The sequence below is a fragment of the Erwinia billingiae Eb661 genome (genome assembly GCF_000196615.1).
In the GTDB taxonomy this organism is placed as follows: domain Bacteria; phylum Pseudomonadota; class Gammaproteobacteria; order Enterobacterales; family Enterobacteriaceae; genus Erwinia; species Erwinia billingiae.
This window is the reverse complement of sequence record NC_014306.1, coordinates 2,650,080-2,664,228: the sequence shown is the minus strand read 5'-3', so window position 1 is coordinate 2,664,228 and position 14,149 is coordinate 2,650,080. Positions and strand designations below refer to the sequence as shown.

The window sequence follows — 14,149 nt, the reverse complement described above, 5'->3', positions numbered from 1 at the left end:
GATAAGATAATGACAGTAATTAATCAGACTACATGCAGGTTGTTTAGCGAAGTTGGACAAACCACACAGCTCTCCGCGTACTACGAGGAAGGGCGTCGCACCATGTGGATGTTACTTCGCGCGCAACCGCGTCCAAGCTTCAATCACGAGCTGATCGAAGAGATCATGAACCTCAGTTATGCCGCTCAGCGTTCTGGCTTACCCATCGACTTTTGGGTGACCGGTTCGCTGGTTCCGACGATGTTTAACGCCGGTGGCGATCTGCGGTTCTTTGTTGAATCGATTAAAAATGGACGGCGTGAAGCACTGAGGGCGTATGCCCGGGCCTGCGTGGACTGCATTCATGCCGCAGCACGCGGCTTTGATACCGGCGCAGTCAGTATTGCTATGATTGAAGGCAGCGCTTTGGGTGGTGGCTTCGAGGCTGCATTGGCCCACCACTTTATCCTGGCGCAAAACACCGCCCGCATGGGCTTCCCGGAAATTGCGTTCAACCTGTTTCCTGGCATGGGGGGCTATTCACTGGTCGCCCGTCGTTCAGGGATGAAACTGGCGGAAGAGCTGATCTGTGAAGGGGAGTCACATACCGCCGAATGGTTTGAACAACGTGGACTGGTCGATAAGCTGTTCCAGCCGGGTGATGGTTACCAGGCGACGCGTACGTTTATCGACACCATGAAGCCAAAACTGAACGGCGTGAAGGCGATGCTGAAAGCGCGTCAGCGTGTGTTACAGCTGACGCGCGCAGAGCTGATGGATATCACGGAAGACTGGGTAGACTTCGCGTTCACCATTGAACCGAAAGATATTGCCTATATGGAACGTCTGGTACAGTTGCAGAACCGTCACAGTGCGCAGGTTTTACGTAAAGTCGGCTAAGCATTAGTCCGGTTCGCCAGCCAGTGCTCGATATCGTCGGCGGGCATGGGTCTGGCATATAAATAACCCTGGCGGGTATCCACACCACTCGCCAGGACAAAGGCCTCTTCCTCTTTGGTTTCGATCCCTTCAGCAATAACCTGCAAATCCAGCGCCTTCGCCACCGCCACAATCGCCTTAACTAACGACTGCGATACCGGCTGATCGTTTACGTTGCGGACAAAACTCTGGTCGAGCTTAATTGCGTCAATGGGCACGCGAGCCAGCTGTGAAAGCGAGGAATATCCGGTACCGAAGTCGTCCAGATGCACCTCTGCGCCCAGCTGCTGGAACTGCAACATCAACGCCAGCGCCTTTTCTTCATTCTCGATCAGGCAACTTTCAGTCAGTTCAATGTCAATCGGGCAGCGCGACAGATTCAACTGCTCCAGCGCCAGTTTCAGATCGGTATAGATACTCTGATCGGTCAGCTGACGGGCGGAGACATTCACCGCCACGCGTAAATCGATGCCTTTCTCCCGCCAGCGAACAACCTGTTCAAGCGCAGTCAGCATCACCCAGCGACCGAGCGGCACAATCAATCCCGACTCTTCGGCATAAGAGATAAAATCGCCTGGCGGAACCAGACCACGTTCCGGCGAAAGCCAGCGCACCAGCGCCTCCACGCTTTTCACCTCGCCATTTCCGTCAACTTTTGGCTGATAATGGATAATCAGCTGATTCTGATCCAGCGCTTTGCGCAGGTTGGTATCCAGCCACAGATATTCAAATACCCGTTGGTTCATTTCGGCAGAGAAGATGCAGAATTTACCACGACCATTTTCTTTGGCTGTATACATGGCGGTGTCAGCATTGCGCATCAGGCTTTCTTTATCTTCGCCGTGCTGCGGGCTGACCGCGATGCCAATGGAGCAACCTGAATAGACTTCAATCAGGCCGATACGGAACGGCTGCTTCAGACGATCGAGGATGCGCGATGCCATCGCTTCCAGCGAGGCCTGACTGGCGGCGGTGGCCAGCACGATGAATTCATCACCGCCCAGACGTGCCAGGGTCTGATCTTTATCCAGACAGCTTAAAATCGCCAGCGAGACCGCCTGCAACAGCTGATCGCCAAACATGTGCCCGTAGGCATCGTTGACCTTCTTAAAATTGTCGAGGTCGAGATAGACGATGCCAATCTGCTGCTCAACACGCTGTTCCAGCGCCTCAGCGATAGCGTGGTTAATCGCATTGCGGTTTGGCAGGCCGGTAATGGTGTCGGTATTCGCCAGCACGCGCAGGCGCTCCTGAGCGCGACGTTCTTCAGTAATGTCTGTCCCCGAGCAGATCAGGTAGATCTCATTTTTCCCGCTGCCGCTGTGGACAAATTTATTGCGGAACAGGAACAGGCGCTGGCCTTTTTTGGTTTTGATCCAGCGTTCGACTTCGTAAGAGCTGCCATCGCGGAAAAAGCCGCTGATATTCCGGCGTGAAGACGAGGCTTCTTGCTTGGTCATAAACAGCTGGAACACATTACGGCCAATCACTTCTTGTTCTTTCAGGCCGGTATATTCTTCGCTCAATCGATTAAAGCGCTGAATGTTGCCGCGCTGATCGACAATCACAATCACCGAATTGGCTTCAGAAACCACCTGTTCGGCAAATGAGAGTCCCAGTACCAGATCGCGCGCCACGGCGGAGGTATCTCCCCACGCAGACGCGCTGCCGGCCCATGAGGTTTGGTTAACTCTTCTGCCGACCAGATGCATAGAAAGAGGCTCACCGTACAGGGACAGTGTCAGGTTAACGCTGGACGTAATTACCGTCATGCTGCGGATCAGGCTGGCCTGTGGGCCAGTTAGCGCCACGGCGATATGTGTACTTGCCTGTTCATCCTCAGCAAAAAGGAGTGCATCGCTGTCTGCCATTAAACGCCAATGAGGGCTGGTGGTACCAAAATAGGTATAAAGTAATGATTGCCCCGGTTCATCGGTCATCTGGTGTCTCCTTGAGGGATGCAATGAAGGCTGTATCTTCTTATTTTAGCAACAGTATTCGGCAACCAGTATAATCTCAAGGTGTATCTCAGATATATTTTTCCAGCAGAAATTAACGGGGAGAAGAAAATGCCCCGATCTGGCGATCGGGGGCGTGGATTAGCAGGGGCATTTGCCTAACTTCCCAGCTTTACTCGGGAAGCGGGCATCAAGACAGTAGCGATGAAATTCTTTCTCTGTCATAGGTTTAGTCTGAGGATGCTGCTGATTCATGTGCCGAAGATAACCAGGGTAATCCTGTACGCCCACCATCAGGCGGAAGGTTTGCGCCACACGTGACATAAGAAGGCGTAACGTTAATTTCTCTGGTGATTTTGTGCTATTCATCGCCAGGCAGCGATAAATGATCAGAGAACGTCGTTTAGGTATCGCATAAATAGCATCAGACATGGCGAGCCTCACTGCGCAAGGAAACGGCGGTTTCGTGGGTAGTCGGTGTTGCGCTGTTCAGCGCGCGACGGATCACGAAGAAGGCAGAAATCAACATCGTCACCGCCACCAGCATAAAGAAGGCGCAGAGCGCGGCGTTGATTTGATTGCTGAAGACGATTGTTTGCATATCTGCCACGGATTTGGCCGGGGCAATAATGATGCCGTTATCGATCCCTTTAGAGAACTTATTGGCCTGCGCCAGGAAACCAATGCTCGGCTTCTCATGGAAAATCTTCTGCCAGCCCGCGGTCATCGAGGTGATAAACAGCCAGACGGTCGGCAGGATGGTCACCCAGGCATAACGCTGCTTCTTCATTTTGAACAACACCACGGTGCCGAGGATCAAAGCCATCGACGCCAGCATCTGGTTACCGATGCCGAACAGCGGCCACAGCGTGTTGATGCCGCCCAGCGGATCGACCACGCCCTGATAAACGAAGAAGCCCCAGCCGGCCACCGCCACCGTAGTGCCGGCCATATTGCCTAACCAGGAACGGTTGTTGGCCATTGAAGGCACCACCACGCCGACCAAATCCTGCACCATAAAACGACAGGCGCGCGTGCCGGCATCGACCGCGGTAAGAATAAACAGCGCTTCGAACAGGATTGCGAAGTGATACCAGAACGCCATCATCACCCGGCTGTTAAACACCTCGGTAATGATATGCGCCATGCCTACCGCGAAGGTTGGCGCACCGCCGGCACGGGAGAGGATAGTGCTTTCGCCGACGTCCCGGGCAATGCCGGTCAGCATTTCAGGCGTCACCACAAAGCCCCAGCTGTTGATTGCCTGCGAGGCGGTTTCCACCGTGGTGCCAATCAATGCGGCGGGTGAGTTCATCGCGAAGTACACGCCAGGTTCAATGACCGAGGCGCAAATCAACGCCATGATAGCCACGAACGACTCCATCAGCATCGCACCGTAGCCGATAAACCGAATATGGCTCTCACGCTCAATCAGCTTCGGCGTGGTCCCGCTGGAAACCAGCGCATGGAACCCGGAGATCGCGCCGCAGGCAATGGTGATAAACAGGAACGGGAACAGGGCACCGGAAAACACCGGGCCGCTACCGTCGATAAAGCGGGTTACCGCCGGCATTTTCATTTCCGGCATGGCAAACAGAATCCCGACCGCAAGGCCTGCAATTACGCCAATTTTCAGGAAGGTAGACAGATAATCGCGCGGAGCCAGTAACAACCACACCGGCAGAACCGAAGCAATAAAGCCGTAAATAACCAGCACCCAGGTCAGGGTCGTGCCTTTCAGCGTGAAGAACGGTCCCCAGTAGGGATGTTGCGCGATATCACCGCCATAGATAATCGCTGCCATCATCAGCACAAAGCCAATTAATGACACTTCCGCGATTTTTCCGGGGCAAATAAAACGCATATAAATGCCCATAAACAACGCAATCGGGATGGTTGCCGCGATGGTGAACAATCCCCACGGACTGTTTGCCAGCGCCTTAACCACCACCAGCGCGAGGGCGGAAAGAATAATGATCATCACGCCCAACGCCCCGAGCATGGTGACCACACCGGCAAAGGCACCGAGCTCCTGTTTGGCCATTTCCCCGAGCGAGCGTCCGTCTCTGCGGGTCGAAATAAACAGGATCAGGAAGTCCTGCACCGCACCGGCCATCATCACGCCCACCAGAATCCAGATGGTGCCGGGCAGAAAGCCCATCTGCGCGGCGAGGATCGGCCCAACCAGCGGACCGGCCCCGGCGATGGCGGCAAAATGGTGGCCGAACAGCACCCATTTATTGGTGGGAACATAATCCAGACCGTCGTTATTACGTTCCGCCGGTGTGCGGCGACGATCGTCTAACTCAAAGATATTTTTAGCGATAAACAGGCTGTAAAAACGGTAAGCAATGCTGTAGCACGCGATGGAAGCCACCACCAACCACAATGCATTAACATGTTCGCCACGGCTGAGCGCCAGCATAGCAAACGCCCCGGCTCCGATTAACGCCACCGCGGACCAGGTGACGCCGGTTTTGACGTTTTTCATCACATTACTCCTTGCAGGATCCATAAGAAGGTCTGAACAAGAACTTAAAGTAATGTAATTGTTTGTTAATGAAAGCGAAGGCAGGGAGAAGTGTGAGGCGAGAAGCTTTTTTTCTGTTGCGGAGGAGGGGAAGAGATGTCAGGTGGGATAACGGACGCTATCCCACCTGAAAAGCCGTTAGGCTACCGGGCGTGCAACCACGCTGCGGTTTTCCATACGGACTTCAGCAATGGTCACTTCGATCAAATCGGTCACGCGGTAAGCCACTTCACCTTTGATCTGCACGGTGCCATTTTCCTGGCTGCATACCAGCTCATCACGCACGGCGTGGATGAACGGTGCCGGGATAAAGGCAACCGCGCCGTTCGCCGTCAGACGGACGCGCATGCCGCCGCGAGAAACGTCGATGACTTCAGCGCCGAAACGCTGGTCGGTGCCCGCCGCGCTCTGCAGGAAGCGCGAGTACAGCCAGTCACCAACGTCACGTTCCGCCATGCGGTTCTGACGGCGACGTTCGCCCATCTTCACCGTGATGTCATCATTTGGACGGCGGGCTTCTTCCCCTTTGATCATCGCTTTCAGCAGGCGATGGTTGATCATATCGCCATACTTACGGATCGGTGAAGTCCAGGTGGCATACGCCTCCAGACCCAGGCCAAAGTGCGGGCCCGGCTCGGTGCTGACTTCAGCAAACGACTGGAAACGACGGATGCGGCTGTCCAGGAACTGTGTCGGCTGTGAATCCAGCTCGCGGCGCAGTTCGCGGAAACCTGACAGGGTGGCGATCGCCAGCGGATCCACTTTCAGGCCGTGGTTTTCCAGCATGGTGGCCGCCAGTTCCGCTTTCTCGGCATCAAAGCCCAGATGGATGTTGTAGATGCCGAAGCCCAGTTTCTGACGCAGCACGGTGCCGGCACAGATATTGGCGGTGATCATCGCTTCTTCCACAATGCGGTTAGCAATGCGGCGGTGCTCAGCCACGATATCCAGCACTTCGCCTTTCTCGCCCAACAGGAAGCGGAAGTCAGGGCGATCTTTGAACACCAGCGCATGGGTTTGACGCCATTCGCTGCGCGCCAGGCACAGGCGATGCAGCAGACGGATCTGCGCCGCAATCGCGTCGTTCTCAGGCTGCCATTCGCTGGCACCGTCGCTTTCCAGCCAGTCGGAGACGTTGTCGTAAGCCAGTTTCGCTTTGGACTCAATCCACGCGGCAAAGAAGTGAATCTCTTCACTCAGGGTGCCGTCTGCTGCCACGTTCACGCGGCAAGCCAGCACCGGACGGCGCTCGTTCGGGCGCAGCGAACAGATGTCATCAGACAGCTGACGCGGCAACATTGGGATGTTGAAGCCCGGCAGATAGTTAGTGAATGAACGCTCAGCGGCAATGGCATCCAGCTCGCTACCGGCAGCCACATAGGCGGTCGGATCGGCGATGGCAATGGTCAGACGCAGCGCACCGTCGGCGGCTTCTTCCACATACAGCGCATCATCCATATCTTCGGTGCTGGCGCTGTCGATGGTAACGAATTCAAGGGCAGTAAGGTCTTCACGTTCCAGCTGCTCGTCCAGCATTTCGCCGGCGGTGGCGTCTGGCGCTTCACGCTCAAGATTGTGACGGGAAAGGGTGACCCACCAGGGGGCTAAGTGATCGTCAGCCGTGGTGATAAACGCCGTCAGTTCAGCGTAGAAAGTGCGATCGCCTTTCAGCGGGTGGCGGCGCATTTCCGCCACGGCCCAGTCGCCATTCTGGAAATCATGCGTCACGTTACGGTCGGCACGACACTGAATCGCGTCTTTCATCAGGGGATGATCGGGAACGATCGACAGGCGATCGTCTTTGCGCTGTACGCGGCCAACAAAACGGGTCAGGAAAGGCTCAATCAGCTTTTCCGGATCGGCAACTTCACGATCCTTATCGGTTTGCAGGACGGCGACCACGCGATCGCCGTGCATGACTTTTTTCATGAACGGCGGTGGAATGAAGTAACTTTTTTGTGCGTCGACTTCCAGGAAGCCAAAGCCTTTTTCGGTGCCTTTCACTACCCCTTCAACACGCGGCGTCTGGGAGTGGAGTTTCTCTTTGAGCTGCGCGAGCAGCGGGTTATCCTGGAACATAATCTCAACAGTTTTCGTGGCCTAAGAGCGGCAGACAGTTTTACGCGATTAACCGCTTCGCGGCAAGTAAAAAGCCGGGAAACCCGGCTTTGATTAATTTCTGAAAACGCAGTGAACTCAGGCGATGCGCAGGCCCGGTTTCGCCTCGGAGAGGGTGATTTTCACCGGCACCGATTTGGAGGTTGGCGTCCCGCTGCCGTCACCGAAGCTGGAAAGGGGAACCAGTGGATTGGTTTCCGGATAATAGGCGGCAAGGTTGCCCTGAGGAATATTGTAAGAGACCAACTTGAAGTTGAACACTTTACGGATAATACCGTCATTCCACAGGGTTTCGATATCGACATCATCGCCAGCGGTTAAGCCCATTTTTGCCATATCGTCCGGGTGCATAAACAGCACTTCGCGCTGACCATAAACGCCACGGTAACGATCATCAAGGCCGTAGATGGTGGTGTTGTACTGGTCATGCGAACGCAGCGTCTGCAGGGTGAACGGCACCTCAACATCGCCCAACTGCGGGAATAGAGAGTCTGGCAAGCGTGCGCTGCTGAACTGGGCCTTATTGTTCAGGGTGTTGAAGCGGAATTCGGCTGCGGCATTGCCGAGGTAGAATCCGCCTTTAATGTCGCACTTCTGATTGAAGTCGGCGAAGCCCGGAATGGTGGCGGCGATATGGTCACGGATCTTGTTGTAATCGGCGGCCAGTTCCAGCCAGTCCAGCTTCTGATTGCCGAGCACGGCGTTGGCGATGCCGGCGACAATCGCCGTTTCTGAACGCTGGGTATCGGCAATCGGTTTGCCGACGCCTTCAGAGGCGTGAACCATGCTGAAGGAGTCTTCAACGGTGATGAACTGCGGTCCGGACGCCTGGATATCCTGCTCGGTACGGCCAATGGTTGGCAGGATCAGCGCATCAACCGCACCCGGGCACAGGTGGCTGCGGTTCAGTTTGGTGCTGATTTGCACCGTCAGTTCGCAGCGACGCAGCGCTTCTTCAGTGCGCGGGCTGTCCGGTGCCGCAGCGGCAAGGTTGCCACCCAGCGCAATCAGCACTTTAATTTCATTTCGCAGCATCGCTTCCAGCGCTTCAACGGTGTTATGACCGATGTTGCGTGGCGGCTCGAAGCCAAAATGTGCCGCCATGCTGTCGAGGAAGGCCTTGGAGGGCTTTTCATCGATGCCCATGGTGCGGTTGCCCTGCACATTACTGTGGCCACGCACCGGACAGAGGCCCGCGCCTTTTTTACCTAACTGTCCAAACAGCAGTTGCAGGTTGGTGATTTCACGCACCGTATCAACCGAGTGTTTGTGCTGGGTAATACCCATCGCCCAGGTACAGATCACCCGCTCGGCGCTTTGGTAAATCGCCGCCGCTTCCCGGATTTGCTGCTCGGTAAGCCCCGACTGCTGGACAATTTGCGCCCAGTCTGTCGCTTCAACCACCGCCAGATATTCTTCCATCCCTTCGGTTTTGGCATTGATGAACACTTCATCAAACAGGCCTTTTTCACCGGCGGCAATCAGTTCGTTATGGGATTGCGACAGGGCTTTGACCATGCCACGGATCGCCGCCATATCACCACCGAGGTTCGGCTGGTAATAGGTCGAGCTGATGGTGCCGGCTTTGCTGGTGACCACTTCCAGCGGTTTTTGCGGATCGGCAAAGCGTTCCAGACCGCGTTCGCGCAGGGTATTGAAGGTGACGATTTTCGCGCCGTGATCGGCAGCGTGACGCAGGCTGTGCAGCATACGTGGATGGTTGGTGCCCGGGTTCTGACCGAAGACGAAAATCGCATCAGCATGGTCAAAATCGTCCAGGCGGATGGTGCCTTTACCCACGCCAATGCTGCGTTTAAGGCCGGTGCCGCTGGCTTCATGACACATATTGGAGCAGTCAGGGAAGTTGTTGCTGCCGTTCATGCGACCAAACAACTGATACAGCCAGGACGCTTCATTACTGGCGCGGCCGGAGGTGTACAGCTCCATTTGATCCGGATTGTCCATCGCCTTGATATATTTGGCGATCAGCTTAAAGGCATCATCCCAGCTAATCGGTTCGTAGTGATCCGTTTCGCGGTTATAACGCAAGGGTTCAGTCAGACGCCCCTGATACTCAAGGAAGTAGTCACTCTGCTGATACAGGGAAGAGACGCTGTACTTTTCAAAGAAGCTGGCATCGACATAACGGCGGGTCGCTTCCCAGGTCACGGCTTTCGCGCCGTTTTCGCAGAAGCTGAAGGTGCTTTTATTGTCATCACCCCAGGCGCAGCCCGGGCAGTCAAAGCCTTTGGCTTTGTTCATGCGCATCAGGTTACGCATGTTTTTCAGGACTTGTTTACTGTCAAAGACAAAACGGGTGGTGGCTTCAAGAGATCCCCAGCCGCCTGCCGCAGCCTTATACGGCTTAATTTCAGTTTTAAATTTCATTGGGCTTCACAGGTGTCTTAATTGTTTTAGAGTTGTTAAGAAACTATTGCTTCTTTTGTGGGATTAGTCTGCAACCCGGTAAAAAAATTGTCTAATTGATTGGTTTAATGGTGCGATAGGCGGTGTTTATCGCAAAAGCGTGAACTGACTCAAAGAATCGCCCGTCGCATTGTGTCTTTACCAGGCTCCTTGCCAGGAACAGGCTAATAATTAACCTTTCTTCAGTGACGACGAGGTGCCTGTGAAAGAATTTGCCAGCAAAATCCATGCGTTCGGCAAGGCGCTGATGATGCCGATTTCGGTGATCGCCGCCGCCGGTATTTTCCTTGGTGTGGCCGCCGCCATGCAGAACCCGGCGATCACTGGCGAAGCCTTTGCCAGCCTGCATACGCCGCAATTGATCATTGGTTTTATTCGTAAGGTGGCCGGGGCTCTGTTTGCCAATCTGCCGTTGTTCTTTGCGGTAGCCAGCGCCATTGGCCTGGCGAAGGCCGAAAAACCTACGGCGGCGTTTGCGGCGGTGATCGGCTTTATCGCTATGCATGTTGGCGTAAGCGCCACGCTGGGTGCACAGGGACTGACTGCGGCAACCACCACGCCAGACGCATTGCAGGCCAAAGGCATGGCGCAGACTGCGGCGATGATGACTTCCGCCGAATATATTCAGATGCTGGGCATCTTTACTTACAATATGAGCGTGCTGGGTGGGGTAATTTCCGGGCTGTTGACGGTAATGATTCATAACCGTTTCTATACCACGCAGTTGCCAACGGCAATCAGCTTCTTTGGCGGCAGGCGGCTGGTGCCGATTATCACCGTGCTGGTGCTGCCGCTGGTGGGTGTGTTGCTGGCGATGATCTGGCCGACCATCGGCGCAGGCATTGCCTGGGTTGGCGAGCTGATTGGTAAAAGCGGACAGTATGGCGCATTCCTCTATGGCACCAGTGAGCGGCTGCTCATCCCAACCGGTCTGCACCATATTCTGAATGAAACCGTGCGCTTTACGCCCATCGGCGGGGTGGCGACCGTAAACAACGAGACCATTGTCGGCGCGCTGAACATCTTCAACACCGCCTTAACCCATCCGGGGTCGATCCCCGATGAAACGGTGCAAAATGCCACCAAGTTCCTCGCCCAGGGCAAAATTCCGGTAATGATGTTTGGTTTGCCCGCCGCCGCGCTGGCGATGTACCACACCGCGCGACCGGAGCATAAGCAGCGGGTGAAAGCCCTGGTGCTGGCGGGTGCGCTAACCTCCTTTACCACCGGCATCACCGAGCCGCTGGAATTCTGCTTTATCTTTGTCTCGCCGGTGCTCTATCTGTTCCACGCCGTGCTCAGCGGGCTCTCATTTATGCTGATGTCCGCGCTGCATTTGATGATTGGTAACATCCAGGGTGGCGCCATCGATCTGGTGGTGTTTGGTATTCTCGGCGGCAGTAAAACGCAGTGGTGGTGGGCCATCGTGCTCGGACTGATATATGTGCCGGTTTACTACTATGGCTTCAAGTTTGTCATCACCAAAATGCGTGTTGAAACCCCAGGGCGGGAGTCGGATGAAGCCGACACCGCGCCGCCAAAAGTCACCGCCGATCAGCGAACCCAGGTGATCATCAGCGGTCTGGGCGGCGAAGCCAATATAGAGGACGTCGATTGCTGTTTCACCCGGCTACGTGTGCGGGTGAAAGAAATGCGGGAAGTGGTCGATCAAACCTTAATGTCGACGGGTGCCAATGGCGTTAACCGGGTCAGCGATCATGACGTGCAGGTGATTTACGGTCCGCAGGTGGAAAAAATTGCCCACGAGGTGAAAACAGCGCTGGGCGTTGGCTGAAATCTGCCGATAAAAAAATACCGGCTGCGAAGCCGGTATGATGGACAGCATCTTGTGAAGACTGTTAAGGGGAGTAAACTTCAGCGGGTTTTCCAGAAAATAGCCCGCTCATTCAATCTGATAACCCGAATGCCAGCATTAAGGACCGCCTTCACCACATGAAAGTTAACAACGATGGACATTAAACAGCTTACCTATCTGGTCAATCTGGAGCGCGAGCGCCACTTTGGTCGTGCGGCGGAAGCCAGCTTTGTCAGTCAGCCTACGCTGTCGATGCGCCTGAAGAATCTGGAAAAAGAGCTGGGATTATCGCTGATCAACCGCAGCAATAACTTTGATGGCTTCACCGCAGAAGGTGAGCGCGTGCTCTCCTGGGCGCGTGAAATCGTCTCGGTATATCAGGGACTGAAACTGGAAGTGGAATCACTCAAGCACGGCGTGAAAGGCACGCTGCGCATCGGCGTGGTGCCGCAGTGCAGTATTTCCCTGCCGTTGATGCTGAAGGGCATCAGCGAACGCTATCCCCAGCTGGATTATCGCGTCGCGGTGTTAAGCGCGGACCAGCTGCTGGATGCGCTTAACAGCCACACGGTGGATGTTGGCATCGGTTTCTTTGAGCTGGCCACCCTGCGCGAGCTGCATTTTCAGGCTGAACCCTTGCGGGATGACGGCGTGGAAGTGGTGTTTCATCCGCAGCATTTTCCCCAGCTGGTTGGGGACACGCCGCTGGAACTGAACGATCTTGCCGAGGTACCGCTGTGCCTTGCCGAGCAGACGCGCTATTTCCGCCGCTATCTGGATACGCATTTTCGTGAAGCGGATATCCGGCTGCGCGTGGTGCTGGAAACCACCTCGATATTTCAGCTGGTGCAGGGGATTCAGGTGGGGCTGGGCTGTCTGATTTCGCCGTGCGGCCATTTGCTGCCGGAAATGACCCCGGAACTGCACAGCCGCAAGCTGGCGATTGCGCCGATGTCACGTCAGGCTGCGGTGGTGATTGCTGAACCGGGCAGGGCGACGCCGCTTGCGCAGCACTTCTTCGATGAGGTGCGTCGCTGGTTAAGCGAAGGACAGGGCGGAAGGCTATCCGCCCCGAGTTTAACGGGCTGAATCCACTGCGGGCGCGGTGGAACCCAAAGCCTGCATCAGGCGATTGTTCCACGCCGCCAGCGCGATACTTTGCACAATACTGAACACCGCGCGATCGCTAAAACCGGCTTCTTTCAGCGGTTGTAGGTGGGCGGCACTGAATCGCTCAGGAGAGCGGGTCAACTGGGCCGCGCAGTGGATCACCGCTTTTTGTTCCGCTATGGCTTTATTCAGCGCCTGTTCCACGCCTTCAAGCAGCGCTTCACGTAACGACGGATCGGCAAACTGCTGGAAACAGAGCGGGCTTCCGTTAATGCGCGCACTGACGGCGGAAGCCAGCCGACCGGCTTCAGTCCCGGTCACGTCCTGCATCGCGTTAAGTAAATTTCCCCAGCCATACAATGCTTCACCATCGTGGGCCAGCAGCCAGGCGCTATCACGCAACAGTTCCTGAGGCTGGCACCAGGTTAAGGCTTCCAGCTGACTGGCGGAGGCGTAACGTAACTCAACCGGCGGTAAAAACGGGCGCCAGGCGTCCAGATGCTGGAAGCAGTCGGTCTCCGCATCTTCTGGCAGGGTAACACCGGGGATCCAGCGCACCGGCAAGGCCAGCAGGGCATTCATCCCCGCCACAATACGCGCCTGATAGCTGACAAAACCGATCAGCTGATGGAAGGTGACGATATCCGGTGCCGTTAATCCCACTTCATCCAGACGGGCCAGCGCCACATTGTCAACCAGGGTTGGCTGGCTTGCCAGTTGACGCGCATATTCGGTGATCTGGGTAAGGCGTCGGTTGCTCTCGCGTGAAGAGTCGGGGCCGGACAGGGGGTTCAGACGCGCGGCATAGTGGTTACACAAGCGCTGAATGCCGGTGACCTGAGCCACGGTCAGCGCGGTGCTCAGACGATCGTAGATGGTCAGCGTATGGGTTTTGCTGGTGGTCAGCTGCTGCGGCAACAGCAGCTGATACAAATCTCTAGAAGCCAGCATCGCAGGCTGACATTGGCTGATGGTCGGCCCTAAGGTGTCGGCATACTGCTGAGCCAGACCAAGCAGAAAGCGGTCTTCAATCTCGGCCGCTTCTGGAAACAGCGGCGCAGCATGGGGCGTTAATGTGGACTGCGTTTCATGATACCAGTGGCTGTTGCCGGGAAAACGGCGCTGTTCCATGATCATTCCTTTTCAAGTTAACCGGCCCGGTGAACCAAAAAAGAGGGGTATGCGCGTCAACGGGCCTGAAGAGCCTGACTATCCTCGCGCAAGCGCTGAGGTGAACCAAAGAATGATCGGTGCTAACACATAGCGGAATGG

Annotated in this window: 9 protein-coding genes; 3 read left to right on the top strand and 6 right to left on the bottom strand. The window is 55.5% G+C overall.

The features are described from left to right. Window positions 1–9 precede the first annotated feature (9 nt). Window positions 10–879, top strand: a complete 870-nt coding sequence (locus EBC_RS13535; protein ID WP_013202370.1) for a crotonase/enoyl-CoA hydratase family protein — start codon at window positions 10–12, stop codon at window positions 877–879. Here the strand turns inward: EBC_RS13535 and pdeR are convergent. The 5 genes from pdeR to EBC_RS13515 form a co-directional block, all read right to left on the bottom strand. Continuing rightward, on the bottom strand, window positions 876–2,858 hold the full coding sequence (gene pdeR, locus EBC_RS13530) for a cyclic di-GMP phosphodiesterase (RefSeq protein WP_013202369.1): 1,983 nt from the start codon (window positions 2,856–2,858) through the stop codon (window positions 876–878). The genes EBC_RS13535 and pdeR overlap by 4 nt on opposite strands. Window positions 2,859–3,017: 159 nt before the next feature. Continuing rightward, window positions 3,018–3,308, bottom strand: coding sequence for a YbdD/YjiX family protein (locus EBC_RS25125; RefSeq protein WP_013202368.1), 291 nt, complete (start codon window positions 3,306–3,308; stop codon window positions 3,018–3,020). Then, window positions 3,301–5,367, bottom strand: coding sequence for a carbon starvation CstA family protein (locus EBC_RS13525; protein ID WP_013202367.1), 2,067 nt, complete (start codon window positions 5,365–5,367; stop codon window positions 3,301–3,303). The genes EBC_RS25125 and EBC_RS13525 overlap by 8 nt, the downstream gene beginning before the upstream one ends. Window positions 5,368–5,544: 177 nt before the next feature. Further along, window positions 5,545–7,485, bottom strand: a complete 1,941-nt coding sequence (locus tag EBC_RS13520) for an exoribonuclease II (protein WP_013202366.1) — start codon at window positions 7,483–7,485, stop codon at window positions 5,545–5,547. Between the two features lie 117 nt (window positions 7,486–7,602). Continuing rightward, entirely contained in the window at window positions 7,603–9,912 is a 2,310-nt protein-coding gene (locus tag EBC_RS13515; RefSeq protein WP_013202365.1) for an FdhF/YdeP family oxidoreductase, read from the bottom strand. Between the two features lie 286 nt (window positions 9,913–10,198). Here EBC_RS13515 and EBC_RS13510 point away from each other — a divergent pair, with 286 nt between their 5' ends. Continuing rightward, window positions 10,199–11,746, top strand: coding sequence for a PTS transporter subunit EIIC (locus EBC_RS13510; RefSeq protein ID WP_407919947.1), 1,548 nt, complete (start codon window positions 10,199–10,201; stop codon window positions 11,744–11,746). Between the two features lie 174 nt (window positions 11,747–11,920). After that, window positions 11,921–12,856 (top strand): LysR family transcriptional regulator, encoded by a 936-nt coding sequence (locus tag EBC_RS13505; RefSeq protein WP_013202363.1) that lies wholly within the window; start codon window positions 11,921–11,923, stop codon window positions 12,854–12,856. On the opposite strand, the gene EBC_RS13500 is transcribed toward EBC_RS13505, so the two are convergent. Continuing rightward, window positions 12,845–14,008 (bottom strand): CMD domain-containing protein, encoded by a 1,164-nt coding sequence (locus EBC_RS13500; RefSeq protein ID WP_013202362.1) that lies wholly within the window; start codon window positions 14,006–14,008, stop codon window positions 12,845–12,847. The genes EBC_RS13505 and EBC_RS13500 overlap by 12 nt on opposite strands. Window positions 14,009–14,149 lie beyond the last annotated feature (141 nt).

What these genes read in the sequence shown, in the direction of transcription:
- EBC_RS13525 (WP_013202367.1), bottom strand. Translation starts at nt 5,367, where the DNA reads ATGAAAAACGTCAAAACCGGCGTCACCTGGTCCGCGGTGGCGTTAATC.
- EBC_RS25125 (WP_013202368.1), bottom strand. Translation starts at nt 3,308, where the DNA reads ATGTCTGATGCTATTTATGCGATACCTAAACGACGTTCTCTGATCATT.
- EBC_RS13520 (WP_013202366.1), bottom strand. Translation starts at nt 7,485, where the DNA reads ATGTTCCAGGATAACCCGCTGCTCGCGCAGCTCAAAGAGAAACTCCAC.
- EBC_RS13515 (WP_013202365.1), bottom strand. Translation starts at nt 9,912, where the DNA reads ATGAAATTTAAAACTGAAATTAAGCCGTATAAGGCTGCGGCAGGCGGC.
- EBC_RS13500 (WP_013202362.1), bottom strand. Translation starts at nt 14,008, where the DNA reads ATGGAACAGCGCCGTTTTCCCGGCAACAGCCACTGGTATCATGAAACG.
- pdeR (WP_013202369.1), bottom strand. Translation starts at nt 2,858, where the DNA reads ATGACCGATGAACCGGGGCAATCATTACTTTATACCTATTTTGGTACC.
- EBC_RS13505 (WP_013202363.1), top strand. Translation starts at nt 11,921, where the DNA reads ATGGACATTAAACAGCTTACCTATCTGGTCAATCTGGAGCGCGAGCGC.
- EBC_RS13510 (WP_407919947.1), top strand. Translation starts at nt 10,199, where the DNA reads ATGATGCCGATTTCGGTGATCGCCGCCGCCGGTATTTTCCTTGGTGTG.
- EBC_RS13535 (WP_013202370.1), top strand. Translation starts at nt 10, where the DNA reads ATGACAGTAATTAATCAGACTACATGCAGGTTGTTTAGCGAAGTTGGA.